Here is a 19,189-nt window from a genome sequence, read left to right as displayed (position 1 = left end):
TGTGATGTCCGTCAGTTGAGACGTGACGCGTGTTACTTCACGGTCACACCGCACCGCCCGGGCGCTAGTCTCCGCCGGAGAGGCCGTGAGACTGGGCCGTGGTCAAGAACGAGGGGTGTGCAGTGGCTGGGAAGCTCGCCGTCATCGGTGCCGGCTTGATGGGTTCGGGAATCGCGCAGGTCTCCGCTCAGGCGGGTTGGGACGTCGTGCTGCGCGATGTCACCGACGCCGCGCTGACCCGGGGCACGGACGGGATCAAGGCCTCGTACGACAAGTTCGTCTCCAAGGGCAAGCTGTCCGCCCAGGACGCCGAGGCGGCCCTCGCACGCATCACGACGACGACCGACCTCGACGCGGCCGCCGACGCCGACATCGTGGTCGAGGCGGTCTTCGAGAAGATCGAGATCAAGCACGAGATCTTCCGGGCCCTGGACAAGATCGTGCGCGAGGACGCCGTCCTCGCCTCCAACACCTCCGCCATCCCGATCACCAAGATCGCGGCCGCGACGGAGCGTCCGGAGCGGGTCGTCGGCGCGCACTTCTTCTCGCCCGTCCCGATGATGCAGCTCTGCGAACTCGTGCGCGGCTACAAGACGAGCGACGAGACCCTCGCCACCACCCGGGCCTTCGCCGAGTCCGTCGGCAAGACCTGCATCGTCGTCAACCGCGACGTCGCCGGTTTCGTGACGACCCGTCTGATCTCCGCGCTGGTCGTCGAAGCCGCCAAACTGTACGAATCGGGCGTGGCTTCCGCCGAGGACATCGACATCGCGTGCAAGCTGGGCTTCGGGCACGCGATGGGCCCGCTGGCCACCGCGGACCTCACGGGGGTCGACATCCTGCTGCACGCCACCAGCAACATCTACACCGAATCCCAGGACGAGAAGTTCGCGCCGCCGGAGCTGATGCGCCGCATGGTGGACGCGGGCGACATCGGCCGCAAGAGCGGGCAGGGCTTCTACAAGCACTGAGCCGGACCACTGAGCACCATCGTTCGAACGCCGTCACCCCTCGGGGTGAATTAGGTATCGGTTCGCTCACGGTCGGCAACTTCCCCGCCCGCGCGGCTGTCAGTTGCAGTGAGAGTTGCCGACCACGGACCAGACGTACGCAGTACCGCCGGGAGTACACATGCACATCAGGGGCGACCACGCCGAACTCGCTGTCGGGGGCCGCCTCGACGTGCGCAGCGCGGCGGACGCCCGTACGGCCCTGCACACCGCTCTCGACGACGGCCACGGCGACCTCGTGCTCGACCTCACCGGGCTCGACTCCTGGGACGCCACCGGCCTCGGCGTGATCATGGGTGCGCACCGCAGGGCCGGCCGGACCGGGCGCCGGCTCGTCCTGCGCGGCGTGCCCGCGCAGATGCAGCGGTTGCTCGTCGCCACCAGGCTCCACCGGATCCTCGCGATCGAGGGCGGCCTGGAGGCGGAGAGCCTGCCCCGGGTGTGAACGAGCTGTTCCGTTTCCCTGCGGAAACGTAACGGTCCGGTGGTGATGGCCCCCCTGCGGTTCCGTGCACGACGGGCCACCGTCTAGGGTTCGGGCGGAAACCGGACCAGTAGCGATAGCGGCACGTGCGAAGGCCGGGCGGTACGACGGCGAGGCGCACGGCGCGATCGGGGGACTGGGTCATGGACCGTACACAGGGGCAGGCCGATCCGGAGGAACGGCCCGGCGGCGCGTCCGCCGCGCCCGGGACGGGCTCCACCGCCGTACCCTCCGCCGAACGGGGTTCCCGCGCGACGCCTGCGCCGCGACCGGACCCCACCGCGATACCGGCGCCCGGGACCGTACCCGCGGCGATACCGGCGCCCGGGGCGCCCTCCGCGGCGCCGCCCGCGCCCTCCGGCCCCGCCCGGGTCGTCACCCTGACCGCGGGCGACTTCAGCCTCACCGTCAACCCGGTCGACGGCAGCGAGATCGAGCCCCTGCGTCCCGGCACGCGCCCGGGCCGCCCCGCCAAGCGCGACGCCGCCGCCCGCAGCGCCCGCGACGCCGCCGCACGGCCGCCCGCACTGCCCGGAGCCCCCACGGCGCCCAGCCGCCTGCTCGAACGCGAGGAGGAGCGCGAACGACTCGTGCGCCTGCTGGGCCGCGGCCGTTCCGTACGCCTGACCGGACCCGCCGGATCGGGCCGCACCGCCCTCCTCGACGCGGTCGCCGCCCAGTGCGCCGGCCTCGCCCCCGACGGCGTCGTACGGCTCTGCGGCCAGGGCCACCAGCAGCCCTCCGAACTGCTCCACGCGCTCTACGCCGCCGTGTACGAGGCTCCGGCGATCCGGCCCGACCGCATCGAACTGCTCGCCCGCGTACGCGACATCGGCGCCGTCGTCCTCCTCGACGACCTGGAGATGGGCGGATCGGCCCTCGACGAACTGCTGCGCGCCACCCCCGAATGCGCCTACCTGCTCGCGGCGACCCCCGAGACCCGGTCGCCTTCCGCCGACTCGCACCTCGAAGAGGTCACCCTCGGCGGCCTGGGCAAGGGGGACTGCCTGCACCTGCTGGAGGCGCGCCTTGGCCGTCCCCTGACGGACGCCGAGACCGCCTGGGCGGGCGATCTGCGCTTCGCCTCCGAAGGGCTGCCCCTGCGCTTCGTCCAGGCCGCCGCCCTCCTGCGGCAGCGCGACGAGCTCAACCACACCGACGAGGACGACGACGAGGAGGAGCCCGGCGTCTTCGAGGAACGCCCCCGCGACACCGCACAGGTGCCGCTGCCGACGTTGGCCGAGGCCGCCGCCCCGGCCGGGCTGCTCGCCTCGCGGGTCAGCGAGTCCGCGCGCGCGGCCCTGCGGATCGCCTGCGCCCTGGGCGGGGAACTGCCCCACCACGCGCACCTGCCGGCGCTGGTGGGCGACACCCACGCCGACTCGGCGGTGGCGGAACTGCTGGACTGCGGACTGCTGACACCGGTCGGCACCCGCTACCGGCTGGCGGACGGCGTCGCATGGCAGCTGGAAGAGGCCGGGTACGGCGACACCGCGGCCGAGGAGGCCCGTACGGCCGCCCGGCACTACGCCTGGTGGACCGGGCACGCCTCGGTGTCCCCGGAGCGGATCGCGGCGGAGGCGGACGCGGTGCTCGCCGCGCTGGCCGGCGCGGACGTGGTGGCGGCGGTGCTGCTCGCGCGGACGGCGGCTCCGGCCTTCGCGGCCTCCCTGCACTGGGAGGCGTGGGAGCGGGTGCTGCGCTCGGGCGCCGAGGCCGCGCGCAAGGCCGGGGAGGTCGCCGAGCAGGCGTACTTCCATCACGAACTCGGCGTCCTCGCGCTCTGTGAGGGACGCCTGGACCGGGCGCGGGCCGAACTGGAGACCTCGATCGGGCTGCGGGGCGCGCTGGCGGACAAGCGGGGCACCGTGGCGGGCCGACGGGCGCTGGCGCTCGTCGTGGACCGGGAGGCCGCGGAGGTGGCCGTGTCGCCGCCGCTGCGGCTGGAACCGCCGGTGGCAGCCGCCGGATCCACCGCCGCCACGCTCGCCCTGCCGGCGGGAGCGCCGCCCGCCCCCGCGGACCCGGGGACGGCCGCGACGGCAGTGACGCCGGTGACGCCGGTCACGCCGGTGACGCCGGTGACGCCGGGGACGCCGGGGACGGCGATGGCCTCTACGACGCCGATGCCCGCTACGACGCCTGTGTCCGGTGGCCGCGCCCCGGGGCTGCCGGCCGCCGGCGGCCGGGCCGCCTCGGAGGCGGTCACGCGGATCGCCCCGGTGACGCCCGTGAACCATGTCTCTCCCATGACCCCTGCGTCCCCCGTGAATCCGCTGGCACCCCTCACGGCCGTGACGCCCGTCGGTCCGGTGATCCGGCGCCAGGAAGAGTCCGGCAAGCTGGCCGCCGTGTTCGAGGACGCCTTCCCGCCGCCGCCGAAGCCGGCACCCGCCGCCCCCCGTACCGCCCCCGCCTCCGCGCCCGCCGCGGACCGCGGCCGTCGCCGCCGGGTGCTGCTGGCCGGGGCGGGAGTACTGGCCGTGGCCGCGCTGGGCACGGTGGTCAGCCTCACCATGGACTCCTCGGACACCCCGCCCCCGGCGCAGGGCCCGGCGGTGTCGTCCACCCCGACCCGGGTGGCCCCGCCGGCCGTTCCGGGAACCGGAGGGAACGATCCTGCAGCGGAGCCTTCCGATCCGCAGGCCCCGGCGGCGCCGCCGGCCACCACACCGGGCGGGGGCGCCGCTCCGACGCCGGGCCGCACCCCGTCCCGCACCCCGTCGCGCCGCCCTCCCTCGGCCACGCCGCCATCACCGCCGAGCAGCCCGGTCTCCCCGCCGCCCCCGAGCGCCGACCCCACACCGTCCGCCCCGTCGCCGAGCCCGCCGGACACCTCCCCGCCCGCGCCCACCGGCCCCACACCGGTCACGGCCACCGCCACGGGCACGGGCGGCGCCACTGGCACGGGCGCCGTCCGGAGCTGACGAACGACAGCGGCTCCGTCCCGGAGGACGGAGCCGCTGCGTCGTGTAAATGCCGGAGTGCGGGGGTGCCGGGTGGGCCCGCACCTCAGAAGAGGCGCAGCTTGTCGTCCTCGATGCCCCGCATGGCGTTGTAGTCCAGGACCACGCAGTCCATCCCGCGGTCCGACGCCAGGACCCTGGCCTGCGGCTTGATCTCCTGGGCGGCGAACACGCCCCGGACCGGCGCCAGATGGGGATCGCGGTTCAGCAGCTCCAGGTAGCGGGTCAGCTGCTCGACGCCGTCGATCTCGCCGCGCCGCTTGATCTCCACGGCGACCGTGGCGCCGGAGGCGTCCCGGCACAGGATGTCCACGGGCCCGATCGCCGTCATGTACTCGCGGCGGATCAGCGTGTAGCCGTCGCCCAGCGTTTCGATGCGGTCCGCGAGGAGTTCCTGGAGGTGTGCCTCCACGCCGTCCTTGATGAGCCCCGGGTCGACGCCGAGCTCGTGGGAGGAGTCGTGCAGGACTTCCTCCATGGTGATGATGAGCTTCTCGCCCGCTTTGTTGACGACCGTCCACACACCCGCGTCGTCCCCGCTCCCCTCCTTGAGGGTGCACGGAGGCGACATCCAGTTGAGCGGTTTGTACGCCCGGTCGTCCGCGTGGATCGAGACACTGCCGTCGGCCTTCACGAGGATCAGACGGGGTGCCGAGGGCAGATGGGCGGTGAGCCGGCCCGCGTAGTCGACGGAGCAGCGGGCGATGACGAGACGCATGGTCGGCAACGCTACTCGACGGGAAGGGCTCCACGCGATTCGCCCCTGAAAGCCCCCTTCGCCGATGGCGCGTTGTATGCGCATTCTCCTGGTGCGTCACCCTGGGGACGCCTACCGTGGTGAGCGGGAGGTTGCCGAGCGTGCACGCTGCGTCGCGGCCTCCATCCCTGCCCGTAAGACTCCGGCAACCCAATCAGCCGGGGTCGCGAGAGGAGAACCCATGTCGCTCGACGTCTCACCGGCCCTACTCGAACAGGCCGAGCGAGGCGAGGTCGACGAAGCCGCTTTCGTCGACTGCGTCCGGACCTCCCTGCCCTACGCATGGGAGATGATCAGCTCGCTGGTGGCCCAGCTGAAGGTCGACGGCGGACAGTTCGCCGACAACCAGACGCCGCCGCCCGACGAGCAGGCGCGCGGCCAGCTGCTGCGCGCTCTCGCGAGTGACGCGATACGCGGTGCGCTCCAGCGGCACTTCGGAGTGCGCCTGGCGTTCCAGAACTGTCACCGGGTGGCCGTCTTCCCGCTGGACGCCTCGGTGGACGACCGGCTGGCCAAGTTCACTTCGATCCGCGGCCAGCTGCTCAACCAGTCGCCCGAGATGCGGGACTGCTAGTTCCCGCCGTCCCACGGCGGGAAGGTCTCAGCCGAGGCGGGGCAGGACTTCGGCGCCGAGGCGCCGTACGTTCTCCTCCGTCGCGGCGAGATCCCCGGAGCCCTCCGTCATGAGGGCGAAACGCGTGATGCCGGTCCGTTCGGAGGTGGCCGCCAGCCGGTCGGCCGCCAGCTCCGGGGTGCCCACCGGGTGCAGGTCGCACAAGAGCTCCGTGTAGGCGACCGGGTCCCGCATCGCGCGCGCCCGGCCGTCCACCGTCACATGTGCGTCCAGACCCTGCCTGAGCCAGCCCGGCATCGCCTTCAGCAGCGTCTCGCGGGCGTCCGCCGTGCGGTCCGCCAGCTGGCACACCCCCGCCGAGACGTGGTCCGCACCGGCCACGTGGGCCGGCGAGTGGCCCGCCGCCAGCGCTTCACCACGCCACAGCGCGACCATGGCGGCCTTGTCCTCGTCCCCGCAGTGCATGCCGAGCAGCATCGGCAGCCCCCGCCGCGCGGCGAGCCGTACCGACGACGGCGAGGTGCACGCCACGATCACCTCCGGGCCCGTTCCGTCCCCCTCCAGAGCCTCCGACGGCCGCGGTACGACGTCCACCTCGCGAAAGGCGTACCGCTCGCCGGCCGCGCCGACCCGGGCTTGCGACAGCCAGCGCCGCAGCAGGTCCAAGGCCTCCGGGAAGCCGTTCTCGTAGGAGTCCAGGCCGCCGCCGAAGACCTCCAGGTCGACCCACGGGCCGCCGCGGCCCACCCCCAGGGCGAACCGTCCCCCCGAGGTCAGGTGCAGCAGCGCCGCCTGCTCGCCCAGGGCCACCGGGTGCGTGCTCGGCAGGACGCTGACCGCCGTGCCGACCCGCAGCCGCCGGGTCCGGCCCAGCAGCAGGGCCGCCAGGGTCACCGCCGAAGGGCAGACCCCGTACGGCACGAAGTGGTGCTCGGCGAGCCAGACCGAATCGAGCCCGGCCTGCTCCGCCACCTCGGCGGTCCGCACCGCACGGTGCAGCGCCTCTCCCTGTCCCTGACCCGGGAACTGGGCCGCCAGTACAAACGCTCCTACGCGCATCGCCTTTAGCCTCCTCGCGGCTGACGCGGCCTCCCCCAGGTGGACCGGTTCTTCCTATGGCAACAACGTCCGACACGTGCCAAAGGCACGGGCTGTCAGGGAAGTTATTGGGATTGTCGGGCCATCGCTCCGCGCGGACCGGCCCCTCGTCAACCACCCTGCGGGTACCCGGCCTCGCTGCGCGTAGTCTGGGAGAAAGTCACTGCCGCCCGCCCCTCCGTGAGGTATACGTGTCACCGCGCCACAACCGCCCCAGGGGCGGCGAGACTCCGGACGAACGCCCCCGCACCGGCCTCGACCGCTACGGGCTGGAGCGCACGGAGGAGTACCGGGGCGAGGAGTGGAAGGTCCGGCACGTCGCGGGCGCGAGCGCGGCGGGCAAGCGCTACCGCTGCCCGGGCTGCGACCAGGAGATCCCTTCCGGCACCCCGCACGTGGTGGCCTGGCCCGAGTACGGCGGCGTCGAGGACCGGCGCCATTGGCACAAGGCGTGCTGGAACGCGAAGGACCGCCGCACCTCCAAGGTGCAGCGGTCCCGCAACGCGCCGCGGTACTGAGAGCGCCGGGCGCCGGTTACACGTCCCGGCGCGCGACCGTCACGTAGGAGGCGGCCACCGCGGTTCCCGTGACCAGCAGGATGATCACCACGTGCGAGAGGTCGCTGGGCAGCCGGCCGGGATCGGTGCCGTTCGGCATGCCGAACAGCTGCATGAGGGCGACCGGCGCGTTGTGTTCCAGGAAGGCCCGGCCGACGGGGGCGGCCGCCTCCCAGATGCCGAGCATCGCACCGATCACCGGCGGCAGCGTGACCAAACCCAGCATCACGGCGATCGCCCCGGCCGAGTGCCGTACGAGCGCTCCGACGGCGAGCGCGAGGACGCCGAGCAGGGTGACGTAGAGACAGCCCGTCAACGCGCCGAGCCATTCGGCGGCGTCGTGCGTGCCCGCGGCGGAGCCGTTGTGCGCGAGCGCCGCGGCCAGCCCGACCAGGAAGACCGATCCCGCGGTGGTGAGGAAGGCCGTGACGCTGAAGACCAGGTACTTCGCGGTGAGCACCCGCAGCCGCTCGGGAGCGGCGGTGAAGGTGGTCCGCACCAGCCCGGTGGCGTGCTCGGAGGTGATCGTCAGGACGCCGAGGACCATCACCGCCAGCTGCCCCACGAGCAGTCCGAACAGCGCCGGCGTGGCGAAGGAGATCGTCACGTAGTCCGGGTCCGTGCTCTGCACGATGAAGAGCACGCCGATGCCGACGACGGTGGTGACGAGCGAGGTGAGCGTCCACAGGGTCGAGCGGACCGAGACCATCTTGGTCCACTCCGAGGCCAGGGCGTGCCCCAGGTGCGGTCGCGGCGTCGGCAGCGGGGAGCTGTAACCCGTCGCCTGGTGGGGCTGCGGCTGGGGGGAGCGGGACGGGGACGGCGACGGGGACCGGCGGTCCGGGGACCGCTGCCGCGCGGCGGCGCCGTCCGCCGCCTTCGTGCCGGTCGCGGCGGCGCCGTCCGCGGTCGCGCCGGGGGGCGTGGGGCCGGTCATCGGATGTCCTCGGGGTTGTTCGGGGCGGCCCCGGCGAGCTCGCCGGGGTTGCTCGGCATCAGGAAGGGCCGCGCGCCCGGTCCGGGTGGCGCGGGCGCGTAGAAGCCCGTCTGCGGGACCTCCGGGGCGGGCGGCTCCTCCCAGGCCGGGACGGACAGCGGCTCCGGCTCCCACAGCTCGGCGCGCGGATCCTCGGTGGAGGTGTACTCCAGCGAGGACTGGGTCATGCGCATGTACGCCTCCTCCAGCGAGGCCCGGTGCGGCGACAGCTCCCACAGCCGCACGCCCGCCTCGTGCGCGAGGTCGCTGATGCGGGGGAGCTCCAGCCCGGTCACGCGCAGTGCGCCGTCGGGCTCCATGAGGACCCGGCCGCCGGCCGCGGCGAGGGCGGCACCCAGCGTGTCCCGGCCATCGCGATCAGTGTCGGCCGCGCGTACCCGAGCGAATCCGGCCGAGTTGTGCGTGATGAACTCCTGGGTGCCCATGTCGGCCAGCAGCCGCCCCCGGCCGATCACGATCAGGTGGTCGGCGGTCAGCGCCATCTCGCTCATCAGGTGCGAGGAGACCAGCACCGTGCGGCCCTCGGCGGCGAGCCGGCGCATGAGGTTGCGGACCCAGAGGATGCCCTCCGGGTCCAGCCCGTTGACCGGCTCGTCGAACAGCAGCACCTGAGGGTCGCCCAGCAGGGCGGTCGCGATGCCGAGCCGCTGGCCCATGCCGAGCGAGAAGCCCTTCGTACGCTGCCGGGCGACGTCCTGCAGGCCGACCACGGCCAGCACCTCGTCCACCCGCTTCTCCGGAATCCCGGAGAGCTGGGCGACGGAGAGCAGGTGGGTACGGGCCCGGCGGCCGCCGTGCACGGCCTTGGCGTCGAGCAGCGCCCCGACGTGCCGCTGGGCGTTCGGCAGCTCCCGGTAGGGGAGGCCGTTGATCGTGACGTGGCCGGCGGTGGGCCGGTCCAGACCCACGATCATGCGCATGGTGGTGGACTTCCCGGAGCCGTTGGGCCCCAGGAATCCCGTCACGTGACCCGGCCTGACCTGGAAGGAGAGCTGGTCGACGGCGGTCTTGGCGCCGAAGCGCTTGGTCAGGCCGACTGCCTCGATCATCTTGCTGCCCCTTACCAGGCCGGGACGACTCTCGCCCGCGTAAGGGTTAAGAGGATATCGAGTCTCCTACGGTTCCCTTCCGCGGCGGATCCCTGAGCCGACCCTGAGTCCGACCCTGGGATCCCCCGTAGTACCTCAGGCGTCCCTCTTGCGCAGGACGAGGTAGCCCCCGAGGACGGCGGCCAGCGTCCACAGGGCCATGATCCCGAAACCGCCCCAGGGGCCGTACGGCGGCTGCTCGCTGCCCATCGCCCCCGGAACGACCTGCATGATCTTGGATCCGGCCTGGTCGGGGAAGTACTGGGCGACCTTCCGGGTCGCCTCGACCACGCCGAGGATGTTCGAGACCAGGAAGAAGAACGGCATCAGGATGCCGAGCGAGAGCATCGAGCTGCGCAGCATCGTCGCCACGCCCATGGAGAACAGTGCGATCAGCGCCATGTAGAGCCCGGCGCCGATCACCGCGCGCAGCACGTTCGGCTCGCCGATGCCGATGCTGCGCTCTCCCAGGATGGCCTGGCCGAGGAAGAACGACAGGAAGCTCGTGACCAGACCCACGACCAGCGCGAGGCCGGTGGCCACCAGGAGCTTGCCGAAGAGGAAGCTGCCGCGCCGGGGCACGGCGGCCAGCGAGGTGCGGATCATGCCCGAGCTGTACTCGCTGCCGACGACCAGGACACCGAAGACGATCATGGCGAGCTGGCCGAGGGTCATGCCGGCGAAGCTGGTCAGGGTCGGGTCGAAGGTCGCCCGCTCCTCCGGCTTCATGTCGTCGAAGGTGCTGTTCAGCAGTGCGCACAGGCCGGCGCTGATGCCGACCGTGACGACGAGTGCGGCGGCCAGGGTCCAGAGGGTCGAGGAGACCGTACGGATCTTGGTCCACTCGGACTTGAGGACGGCGGGGAAGGAGGACATGTCACTCGCCACCCTTGCGCGTCGCCTCGTACCCGGCGCCCCAGGCGGGGGCGGGGACGGGTCCGCCCGGGCCGCCGGGTGCCGCCCCCGGGGGGAAGCCCGGCGACGTGCCCGGGGCGCCCGGTGCGTGGGCGTGGTATTCGACGGAGTCCGCCGTCATGCGCATGAACGCTTCCTCCAGTGAAGCCCGTTGCGGGCTGAGTTCGTGCAGCACGATCTGGTGCTGGGCGGCCAGCTCGCCGAGCCGCTCCGGGCCCACGCCGTCGATCTCCAGCGCGCCGGTGGCCGGGACGCCGACCGCGTTGATCCCCGCTTCGTGCAGGACGTCTTTCAGCCGCTCCTGCTGCGGCGAGCGCAGCCGGACGTAACTGCGCGAGTTCTGCTGGATGAAATCAGCCATCGACAGGTCTGCCAGCAGCTTTCCCCGGCCGATGACGATCAAATGATCTGCCGTCACCGCCATTTCGCTCATCAGGTGCGAGGAGACGAAGATCGTCCGCCCCTCGGCGGCCAGCCCCTTCATGAGATTCCTGATCCACAGAATTCCCTCGGGGTCCAGACCATTGACGGGTTCGTCGAACATCAGGATCTGCGGATCACCGAGCAGCGCGGAGGCGATTCCCAGCCGCTGGCCCATGCCCAGCGAAAATCCTTTCGACTTCTTCTTCGCCACGGGCGTCAGCCCCACCAGGTCCAGGACCTCCGAGACCCGGCGCTCCGGGATCCGGTTCGACTGGGCCAGGCAGAGAAGGTTGTTGTAGGCGCTGCGTCCGCCGTTCATGGCTTTCGCGTCCAGCAGCGCTCCGATGTACTTCAGCGGTTCCGGCAGTTCCCGGTAGTGCTTGCCGTCGATCCGGACCGTGCCACTGGTCGGGTTGTCGAGGTCGAGCATCATGCGCATGGTCGTGGACTTCCCCGCCCCGTTGGGGCCGAGGAAGCCGGTCACCACCCCCGGTCTGACCTGGAAGCTGAGGTGGTCCACGGCGGTCTTCGCGCCGAATCGCTTGGTGAGTCCCTCGAGCTCGATCATGCGGCCACGCTAGAACGCCGAAGGGCCGTACGCCACCTCAAACAGGTGACATACGGCCCCTCGTCCGCCCGAACGGCCACCGCCCACTGGACAGCGGCCCTGCGAACGGCTCGTACTAGCGGCTCTGCTGCGCCGGAACGCCGCGCGTGACGGGCTCGTCGTCGATCGGGGAACCGGCGGCGGCGACGGCCGCACCGGTCAGCGTGGCCAGCATCTCGCGGACGTTGGTCAGCTGCGCGTTGATGGAGTCGCGGCGGTTGGTGAGCGCCGCCAGCTCGCGCTCGGACTCGCTGCGGATGCGGTCCGCCTTGGCGTTGGCGTCGGCCACGATGTCCTCGGCCTGGCGCTGCGCGGTCTCCACGGTCTGGCGCGCGCGGCGCTCGGCATCCGTACGCAGCTTCTCGGCCTCCAGGCGCAGCTGCTCCGCACGGTGCTCGATCTCCGCGAGGCGCTTCTCGGCCTTGGCCTGACGGGAGGCCAGGTCGCGCTCGGACTGCTCGCGGCGCTTGGCCAGATTGGTCTCGAAGTCGGCGGCGGCCTGAGCGGCCTTGGCGCGGGTCTCCTCGAAGAGGGCGTCGGCCTCCTCGCGCTTGGAGGCCGCGTCCTTCTGGGCCTCGGCGCGCAGGGTGGAGGCGTCGCCCTTGGCCTTCTCGACGATCCGGACGCCCTCGTCCTCCGCCTTCGACTTGCGGTCGGACGCGAACGACTCGGCGTCGTTGCGCACCTGCTGGGCGGCCGACTCGGCCAGCTCACGGTGCTGCTCCGCCGCGCGACGGGCCTCCTCGCGCAGGTCCTTCGCCTCCTCCTCGGCCAGCCGCAGGATCTTCTCGACCCGGGCGCCGAGGCCGGCGTACGACGGCTCGGCGTCGTTCACCTGGGCCTGGGCGTTCTGCGTTTCGAGATGCAACTCCTCGATGCGCTTTTCCAGAGAGTTGATACGTCCAAGGGCGCTGTCGCGGTCGGAGACCAGCTTGGTAATGCGGTCGTCCACCTGACCACGGTCGTAACCACGCCGCACGAGCTCGAAGCCGAAGGGGGAGGAAGTGTCGCTCATGGGGTTCCTGTCGAATGAGACCGATGAGGTGCTACGTGAGGTGTTAAGGGGAATCCTAGGCGCCCAGACGGCGTGTCATCGAGTCAATCCACGTTTGATCTGGACAATGACACCCCTTTTGAGTGGCAAGGCGACAGAATGCTTGTCACCCGTTCGCCTGAACCTTCATCAGGAGCACACATCCCCTTCGCCGGCTAGCTCTCTGACGCCTTGCCACCCGAACGAGTGGACCCCGCCGCCGCGCCGGCCTTGACACCCCCCGCGCCCTGGCCGCCGACCACGGGCTTCCCGCCGCCCGAAGGCGCCTCGAATGACTCCAACGCCTCAAGAACGTCCTGGACACGGGAGATCTCCGCCTGGATGTCCTCGCGCCTGCGCACCAGGACCTCCAGCTCACGGCGGCCCTCGTCGACGAGCCGCTCGGCTTCCGCCTTCGCCTCGGCGAGGGCCTTCTCGGCCTGACGGGCCAGGTCGGCCTTCTTCTGCTCGGCCTCCTTCAGCAACGCCTCGGCCTTGCGCACCGCGGCGATGCGCACCTTGCTCGCCTCGCTGCTCGCGTCCGACACCAGCTCCTTGGCCTTCGCCTCGGCCTCGACGCTCTGCTCGGTCGCGGCCCGCACCAGCTTGTCCACGCGCTCGCCGGCCGACTTCATCTGCTCGGCCGACTCCCGGCGGGCCCGCTCGTGCAGCTCCTCGACCTCGGCCTCGACGCGGGCGCGCAGCTCCTCCGCCCGCTCCCTTATGGCCGACGCGTCCGTACGCGCCCCGACCAGCAGCTCGTTGGCGTCCGTACGGGCCTTCTCCACCAGTGAGTTGCCCTCGACGGTCGCCTCGGAGGTGATCCGCGCGGCCTCCTTGCGGGCCGCGTCCACCATCGCGTCGGCCTGCTCCTCGGCCGCCGTGGTGGCGGCCAGAGCCTGCTTCTGTGCGTCGGCGGTCAGCTTGTCGGCCTCCGCCGCCGTCTCCGAGATGAGCCGGTCGACCTGTTCCGCGGCCTCGCTGCGGCGCTTGTTGGCCTCCTCGCGCGCCTCGTCCAGCAGCCGCTCGGACTCCGCACGGGCCTGCGCGCGCACCCGCTCGGCCTCGTTCGCCGCCTGCGACTTGACCCGCTCGGCCTCCGACCGGGTACGGGTCGCGTGCTCCTGCGCCGAGGACAGCGCCGCCGCCGCCTGTGCGCGCAGCCGCTCCGCCTCGTTCGCGGCCTCGCCGACCGTGCGCGCGTTGTCCTTGCGGGTCCGCTCGGTGAGCTTCGCCGCCTCCTGCGCGGCGCCGGCGACGAGCCGGTCCGCCTGCTCGGCGGCCTCGCTGCGCAGCCGGTTCGCCTCGGCGCGCGCCTCGTCCAGCGTCTGCCCGGACTCCCGCTCGGCGGCGGCCAGCGTCTCATCGGCGGCGACCGTGACACGGTCCGCCTCCGCGGTGGCCTCGCCGATGATCCGGCCGCCCTCCGCGCGGGCGTCGTCCAGGGTCCGGGCCGCCTCCGTGCGCAGCCGCTCGGCCTCGGCCGCGGCCTCGCCGACCGTGACCTCGTTCGCCACGCGGGTCTCGTCGACCAGCCGGTCGCCCTCGTTGCGGGCGTCGACCAGGATCCTCGCCGCGTCCCGCTCGGCCGCGGCCAGGGTGTCCGCCGCCTGCTTCGTGAGCCGCCCGGCCTTCGCCGTCGCCTCGCCGACCGTGGCCTCGTTCGCCGCGCGGGTCTGCGCGGTGAGCCGGTCCGCCTCGGACGCCGCCTCGGTGATGAGCCGGTCGGCCTGCTCGGCGGCGTCACTGCGCAGCCGGTTCGCCTCGGCGCGCGCCTCGTCCAGCGTGACGGCCGCCTCGGCGCGGGCCGCCTCCGCCGCGGCCGCGGCCTCGGCGGTGATCCGCTCGGCCTCGGCGGTCGCCTCGCCGACCAGGGCGGTGTTCGCCGCCAGGGTCTCGCGGGTGAGGCGCTCGGCCTCCGCCGCCGCCTCCTCGGTGATCCGCCCGGCCTCGGCGCGGGCCGCCTCCAGGGCCTCCGCCGCCTCGCCGCGGATCCGGTTCGCGTCCTCCCGGGCATCCGCCCGGGTACGGGCCGCGTCCCGCTCGGACGCCGCCAGCGCGTCCGTCGCCTCGGTACGCACCCGCTGGGCGTACTCGGCCGTGTCGCTGCGCAGCTGCTCGGCCTCGGCGATCGCCTCGCCGACCGTGCGCTCGGCCAGCGCCTTCGCCGCGTCCGTCTCGGCACGCGCCTCGCCGCGGATCCGCTCGGCGTCCTCGGCGGCCCGCTCACGCTCCGCGTGGGCGTCGCCGCGGACCCGCTGCGCCTCCTCCTCGGCCTCGGTGCGCGTGCGCTGCGCCGCGTGTTCGGCCGCGCTGCGCAGTCCGGCGACCTCCTCCTCGGCCTGCTCGTGCAGCCCGGCCACGGCGTCCCGCACCTGCTGCGCGGTGGCCTCGGCCGCCGACACCAGCTCGGACGCGCGCCGTTCGGCCTCCTCGGTGAGGCGGGCCGCCTCGGCCTGCGCCTCCTCCGAGCGCCTGCGGGCCGTGGCCAGCAGCTCCTCGCTCTGCTCGCGGGCCTGCGCCCGCTCCTGCTCCGCGTCCGTGCGGGCCGACGCCAGGGTCTCCTCGGACTCCCGGCGGCGCCGGGCGGCTTCCTCCTGCGCGGCGGCCAGCGCTTCCGCAGCCTCCTCGGCGACCCGCTCGGCGGCGGTCTTCGCCTCGGCGCGCAGCCGGTCCGCGGTCTCCTGGGCCTCGGTGCGCAGCCGTTCCGCCTCGACCTCGGCCTCACCGCGCAGCCGTACGGCGGCCTGCTCGGCCTCCGCGCGCACCCGCCCGGCGTCCTGCGCGGCCTCACCGCGCAGCTGGTCGGCCTCCGCCTGCGACTGGGCCAGGAGTCCCCGGATGCGCTCCGCGGACTCGGCGCGCAGCCGCTCGGTCTCCTCGCCGGTCTCCTTGCGGAGGGTCTCGGCCGTCGTGCGGGCGTCGCGCAGCGTCTGCTCGGCCGTGTTCAGCCGGCTCTCGGCCTCCGTGTGCAGCCGGACCAGTTCCCCGTCCGCCTCGGCCCGCTTCGCGGCAATGGCCTGCTCAGTCTCCTCGCGCCGGGCGAGTGCGGCCGCCTCCGCCTCGGCCCGTACGGCCTCCGCCCGCTCCTCGGCCTCGGCGCGCAGCCGGTCCGCCTCGGCGCGGGTGCGCTCCAGGGTCTCCTCGGCCTGCCTGCGCAGGGTGGTGGCCCGTTCGACGGCCTCGGCGCGCACCCGCTCGCTCTCGGCGCTCGCCCCGCCGCGCAGCTCGTCCGCGTCCGACTTGGCCTTGCCGAGGAGTTCCTCGGCGGTCCGGGCCGCCTCCTCGATCTGCTGCACCGCCTCGCGGCGGGCCTCGCCGCGGATCCGCTCGCCCTCGGCGACGGCCTCCGCGCGCAGCTGCTCGGCCTCGCCGCGCAGCCGGCGCGCCTCCTCCTGGAGTTCGACCGTACGGGCCCGGTACTCCTCGGTGTCGTCCTTCGCGGCGCCCTTGAGCTCATCTGCGGTGGCCGCCGCCTGGAGGCGCAGCCGCTCGGACTCGGCCTCCGCCTCGCGGCGGATCCGCTCGGCCTCCTCGGACGCGGCGCGGGTGGTGGCCCGGGCGTCTTCCGATGCCTTGTTCAGTACGTCTTCGGCCGTGCGGGCGGCCTTCGCCAGCTGCGCCGCCGTGTCCTCGGCGGCGGCCGTACGGGCCTGCTCGCCGGCCTCGGTGCGCAGCCGCTCCGCCTCCGCGCGGGCATCGGCCAGGGCCTGTTCGGCCTCCGCCTTGAGGGCCTCGGCCTCCTTGGTGGCCTCGCCGACCAGCCGGGCGACCTGCTCCTTGGCGGTGCGGGTGCGCTGCTCGTTGACGGATTCGGCCGAGGCGAGCTGCCGGGCGGCGCTCTCCTTGGCCTCCGCGAGGACCTTCTCGGACGCGGCGCGGGCCTCGCGCAGGGCGGCGTCGGCCTCCTGCACGCGGGATTCGGCGACCCGGCCGAGGTCGAGGGTCTGCTGGCGGGTCTGCTCCGCCTCGGCGGAGGTGGTGGAGCGCAGCCGCTCCGCGTGCTCGGTGGCCTCCTGGGCCTGCGCGGAGGCGGCGGTCAGCAGCCGCTCGGCCTCCTTGCGGGCGCGCAGCAGGGTCGCCTCGGCCTCGGCACGGGCGGTCTCCGCGTCGGCGGCCATCCGGCGCCGGATCTCCTCGGCGACGCGGGCGGCCTCGGCGCGGGCGGCGCCCAGGGCCTGCTCGGCCTCGGCGCGGGACTCCTCCAGGAGCCGGCGGGCCTGGGCCTCGGTACGGGCGCGCAACTGCTCGGCCCAGGCCACGTTCTCGTTGACGTGGGCCTCGACGGTCTGGCGGCGCTCGTTGAGCTCCTGGTCCAGGCGCTGGCGGCGGTTGACCGCCTCGGCGTGCAGCTCGGCCTGGAGGCGCGCCTGGTGCTCGGCGTGCTCCTGGAGGATGCGCTGGGTCTGCGCCCGGGCGTCGCGCAGCTCGCGCTCGGCGTCCGAGCGCATCTGGTCCGCCTGGATCTGGGCATTGCGGAGCAGCTGCTCGGCCTGGTAGCCCATGTCCGCGCCGTCGTAGGCGGGGCGGGACGCCAGAGCTCGGCGTACCTCGTGGAGCTTGGCGCGCAGCACCTCGACCTGGTATCCCAGGTCCTCAGCGTGCTGGACGGCCTTCCCGCGCTCCTTCTTCAGCCGCTCCATCTCGGCCTCGAAGCGCGAGAGGTGATCGGCCTCGGCCTGATGGCTCTCCTGGCTTTCGTAGCCCCGCACAGCGCGGTCCCATCCGTCCCCTGGTCGCAAGCTCACTCCCAAATGAGCATCGCTCGCCCGCTGAACGACGCCCCCGGGGGAATGGTGTCAGATACCGGGGCAGGGGTCACAAGGCCCCGACCCCCGTCTCCGCACCGAACCCCGGCCGAGCCATGGCCACTCTACCGGCCGGGGAATCGGGCCATCAGTGGTCAGGGTCGGCGGTGACCAGTTCGGTCAGGACTCCGTGGCAGTCCTTGGGGTGCAGGAAGGTGATCGAGGAGCCCATGGACCCGGTGCGGGGCTCGTCGTAGAGGACGCGGACGCCCTTGCTGCGGATGGCCTCCGAGTCGCCCCGGACGTCCTCGGTGCCGAAGGCGATGTGGTGGACGCCCTCCCCGTTCTTGGCGAGCCACTTGCCCACCGCCGAGTCCTCCCGGGTCGGCTCCAGCAGTTGGAGGTAGGAGGCGCCGCCGTCCGACGTCCCGTTGATCTTGAGCATGGCCTCGCGAACGCCCTGCTCCTCGTTGACCTCGGTGTGGAACACCTCGAAGCCGTACGTGGCACGGTAGAACTCGACGGTCTTGTCCAGGTCGAAGCAGGCGATCCCGATGTGGTCGATTCTTGTCAGCATGGGACCAGTGCACCGCCGAGGAGGGGGGTCACGCAACGTGCCAGCGATCACACCGACAGCCCGGTGACGGCGCGGGTACCGCTCAGTACATTCAGGTAAACCCTCGTTCACTCCTCATCCTCAAGGGGCTGTGCCTCATGTCCGGATCGAACAACACCACCTCAGTGATCGTCGCCGGGGCCCGCACGCCCATGGGGCGCCTGCTCGGCTCGCTCAAGTCCTTCTCCGGCGCCGACCTCGGCGGTTTCGCCATCAAGTCCGCGCTGGACCGGGCCGGGATCTCCGGCGACCAGGTGCAGTACGTGATCATGGGGCAGGTGCTTCAGGCCGGTGCGGGCCAGATCCCCGCCCGCCAGGCCGCGGTGAAGGCCGGCATTCCGATGAACGTGCCCGCCCTGACCGTCAACAAGGTGTGCCTTTCGGGTCTGGACGCGATCGCGCTGGCCGACCAGCTGATCCGCGCCGGGGAGTTCGACATCGTGGTCGCGGGCGGCCAGGAGTCCATGACGAACGCCCCGCACCTGCTGCCCAAGTCGCGCGAGGGCTACAAGTACGGCGCCGTCGAAATGCTCGACGCCATGGCCTACGACGGGCTCACCGACGCCTTCGAGAACATCGCGATGGGCGAGTCCACCGAGAAGCACAACACCCGCCTGGGCATCGAGCGCGCCCCGCAGGACGAGTTCGCCGCCGCCTCGCACCAGCGGGCCGCCGCAGCGCAGAAGAACGGCGTCTTCGAGGCCGAGATCACCCCGGTGGAGATCCCCCAGCGCAAGGGCGAACCGGTCGTCTTCTCGCAGGACGAGGGCATCCGCCCGGAGACCACCGCGGAGTCCCTGGGCAGGCTGCGCCCCGCCTTCGCCAAGGACGGCACCATCACCGCCGGCACCTCCTCGCAGATCAGCGACGGCGCCGCGGCCGTCGTCGTCATGAGCAAGGCGAAGGCCGAGGAGCTGGGCCTGGAGTGGCTCGCCGAGATCGGCGCCCACGGCAATGTGGCCGGTCCGGACAACTCCCTCCAGTCGCAGCCGTCGAACGCGATCCTGCACGCCCTGAAGAAGGACGGCCTTCAGGTCTCCGACCTGGACCTCATCGAGATCAACGAGGCCTTCGCGGCGGTCGCCGTGCAGTCAATGAAGGATCTCGGCGTGACGCCGGAAAAGGTGAACGTCAACGGCGGCGCCATCGCCCTGGGCCACCCGATCGGCATGTCCGGCGCCCGCGTGGTGCTGCACCTGGCGCTCGAACTCAAGCGCCGCGGCGGCGGCGTCGGCGCGGCCGCGCTGTGCGGCGGCGGCGGCCAGGGCGACGCCCTGATCGTCCGCGTGCCCAAGGCGTAGGCCCCGTCACCCGCC

General features: G+C 72.8%; 15 protein-coding genes. 6 read left to right on the top strand and 9 right to left on the bottom strand.

What is annotated here, in order from left to right:
- The first annotated feature begins 122 nt into the window (after window positions 1-122).
- From AMK16_RS09020 to AMK16_RS36585, 3 genes are all read left to right on the top strand, one after another.
- Window positions 123-971 (top strand): 3-hydroxyacyl-CoA dehydrogenase family protein, encoded by an 849-nt coding sequence (locus tag AMK16_RS09020; protein WP_073911467.1) that lies wholly within the window; start codon window positions 123-125, stop codon window positions 969-971.
- A 160-nt stretch (window positions 972-1,131) separates the two neighbouring features.
- A complete protein-coding gene (locus AMK16_RS09015; protein ID WP_073911465.1) occupies window positions 1,132-1,455 on the top strand; it encodes an STAS domain-containing protein in 324 nt (107 codons plus the stop codon).
- 182 nt (window positions 1,456-1,637) lie between these two features.
- Complete coding sequence (locus AMK16_RS36585) at window positions 1,638-4,421, top strand: ATP-binding protein (RefSeq protein ID WP_199885391.1); 2,784 nt, start codon at window positions 1,638-1,640, stop codon at window positions 4,419-4,421.
- 85 nt (window positions 4,422-4,506) lie between these two features.
- Here AMK16_RS36585 and nucS read toward each other — a convergent pair whose 3' ends face one another.
- Complete coding sequence (gene nucS / locus AMK16_RS09005; RefSeq protein WP_073911462.1) at window positions 4,507-5,178, bottom strand: endonuclease NucS; 672 nt, start codon at window positions 5,176-5,178, stop codon at window positions 4,507-4,509.
- Between the two features lie 220 nt (window positions 5,179-5,398).
- On the opposite strand from nucS, the gene AMK16_RS09000 reads away from it, so the two are divergent.
- Window positions 5,399-5,791, top strand: a complete 393-nt coding sequence (locus tag AMK16_RS09000; protein WP_073911458.1) for an SCO5389 family protein — start codon at window positions 5,399-5,401, stop codon at window positions 5,789-5,791.
- 27 nt (window positions 5,792-5,818) lie between these two features.
- Here the strand turns inward: AMK16_RS09000 and AMK16_RS08995 are convergent, their stop codons facing one another.
- Window positions 5,819-6,850, bottom strand: a complete 1,032-nt coding sequence (locus AMK16_RS08995) for an LLM class flavin-dependent oxidoreductase (protein WP_073911455.1) — start codon at window positions 6,848-6,850, stop codon at window positions 5,819-5,821.
- 230 nt (window positions 6,851-7,080) lie between these two features.
- On the opposite strand from AMK16_RS08995, the gene AMK16_RS08990 reads away from it, so the two are divergent.
- Window positions 7,081-7,407, top strand: coding sequence for an ATP/GTP-binding protein (locus tag AMK16_RS08990; protein ID WP_073911452.1), 327 nt, complete (start codon window positions 7,081-7,083; stop codon window positions 7,405-7,407).
- 16 nt (window positions 7,408-7,423) lie between these two features.
- On the opposite strand, the gene AMK16_RS08985 is transcribed toward AMK16_RS08990, so the two are convergent.
- The 7 genes from AMK16_RS08985 to mce all read right to left on the bottom strand — a co-directional run bounded on the left by AMK16_RS08985 (window position 7,424) and on the right by mce (window position 17,834).
- Window positions 7,424-8,383 carry an ABC transporter permease gene (locus AMK16_RS08985; RefSeq protein ID WP_107417087.1) on the bottom strand — a complete coding sequence of 320 codons (960 nt, stop codon included), beginning with the start codon at window positions 8,381-8,383 and terminating at the stop codon, window positions 7,424-7,426.
- Window positions 8,380-9,492, bottom strand: a complete 1,113-nt coding sequence (locus AMK16_RS08980; RefSeq protein WP_079191419.1) for an ABC transporter ATP-binding protein — start codon at window positions 9,490-9,492, stop codon at window positions 8,380-8,382. Before AMK16_RS08980 ends, AMK16_RS08985 begins: the two co-directional genes overlap by 4 nt.
- A 135-nt stretch (window positions 9,493-9,627) precedes the next feature.
- Entirely contained in the window at window positions 9,628-10,407 is a 780-nt protein-coding gene (locus tag AMK16_RS08975; RefSeq protein WP_073911449.1) for an ABC transporter permease, read from the bottom strand.
- A 1-nt stretch (window position 10,408) separates the two neighbouring features.
- On the bottom strand, window positions 10,409-11,437 hold the full coding sequence (locus tag AMK16_RS08970; RefSeq protein WP_073911446.1) for an ABC transporter ATP-binding protein: 1,029 nt from the start codon (window positions 11,435-11,437) through the stop codon (window positions 10,409-10,411).
- 115 nt (window positions 11,438-11,552) lie between these two features.
- Entirely contained in the window at window positions 11,553-12,491 is a 939-nt protein-coding gene (locus AMK16_RS08965) for a cellulose-binding protein (protein ID WP_073911444.1), read from the bottom strand.
- A gap of 194 nt (window positions 12,492-12,685) precedes the next feature.
- Window positions 12,686-17,221, bottom strand: a complete 4,536-nt coding sequence (gene scy / locus AMK16_RS08960) for a polarized growth protein Scy (protein ID WP_073911441.1) — start codon at window positions 17,219-17,221, stop codon at window positions 12,686-12,688.
- A 184-nt stretch (window positions 17,222-17,405) separates the two neighbouring features.
- Window positions 17,406-17,834, bottom strand: coding sequence for a methylmalonyl-CoA epimerase (gene mce / locus AMK16_RS08955; protein ID WP_073911438.1), 429 nt, complete (start codon window positions 17,832-17,834; stop codon window positions 17,406-17,408).
- A gap of 137 nt (window positions 17,835-17,971) precedes the next feature.
- On the opposite strand from mce, the gene AMK16_RS08950 reads away from it, so the two are divergent.
- Window positions 17,972-19,174 carry an acetyl-CoA C-acetyltransferase gene (locus AMK16_RS08950; protein ID WP_073911436.1) on the top strand — a complete coding sequence of 401 codons (1,203 nt, stop codon included), beginning with the start codon at window positions 17,972-17,974 and terminating at the stop codon, window positions 19,172-19,174.
- The last annotated feature ends 15 nt before the right edge of the window (window positions 19,175-19,189 follow it).

The organism is Streptomyces sp. CB00455, assembly GCF_001905445.1.
In the GTDB taxonomy this organism is placed as follows: Bacteria; Actinomycetota; Actinomycetes; order Streptomycetales; family Streptomycetaceae; genus Streptomyces.
Note: the sequence above shows the minus strand (reverse complement) of the source record. Positions and strands in the feature narration are given on the sequence as shown.

Coding starts and splice junctions, on each gene's coding strand:
- AMK16_RS09015 (WP_073911465.1), top strand. CDS start 1,132: ATGCACATCAGGGGCGACCACGCCGAACTCGCTGTCGGGGGCCGCCTC.
- AMK16_RS36585 (WP_199885391.1), top strand. CDS start 1,638: ATGGACCGTACACAGGGGCAGGCCGATCCGGAGGAACGGCCCGGCGGC.
- nucS (WP_073911462.1), bottom strand. CDS start 5,178: ATGCGTCTCGTCATCGCCCGCTGCTCCGTCGACTACGCGGGCCGGCTC.
- AMK16_RS09000 (WP_073911458.1), top strand. CDS start 5,399: ATGTCGCTCGACGTCTCACCGGCCCTACTCGAACAGGCCGAGCGAGGC.
- AMK16_RS08995 (WP_073911455.1), bottom strand. CDS start 6,850: ATGCGCGTAGGAGCGTTTGTACTGGCGGCCCAGTTCCCGGGTCAGGGA.
- AMK16_RS08985 (WP_107417087.1), bottom strand. CDS start 8,383: ATGACCGGCCCCACGCCCCCCGGCGCGACCGCGGACGGCGCCGCCGCG.
- AMK16_RS08980 (WP_079191419.1), bottom strand. CDS start 9,492: ATGATCGAGGCAGTCGGCCTGACCAAGCGCTTCGGCGCCAAGACCGCC.
- AMK16_RS08975 (WP_073911449.1), bottom strand. CDS start 10,407: ATGTCCTCCTTCCCCGCCGTCCTCAAGTCCGAGTGGACCAAGATCCGT.
- AMK16_RS08970 (WP_073911446.1), bottom strand. CDS start 11,437: ATGATCGAGCTCGAGGGACTCACCAAGCGATTCGGCGCGAAGACCGCC.
- AMK16_RS08965 (WP_073911444.1), bottom strand. CDS start 12,491: ATGAGCGACACTTCCTCCCCCTTCGGCTTCGAGCTCGTGCGGCGTGGT.
- mce (WP_073911438.1), bottom strand. CDS start 17,834: ATGCTGACAAGAATCGACCACATCGGGATCGCCTGCTTCGACCTGGAC.
- AMK16_RS08950 (WP_073911436.1), top strand. CDS start 17,972: ATGTCCGGATCGAACAACACCACCTCAGTGATCGTCGCCGGGGCCCGC.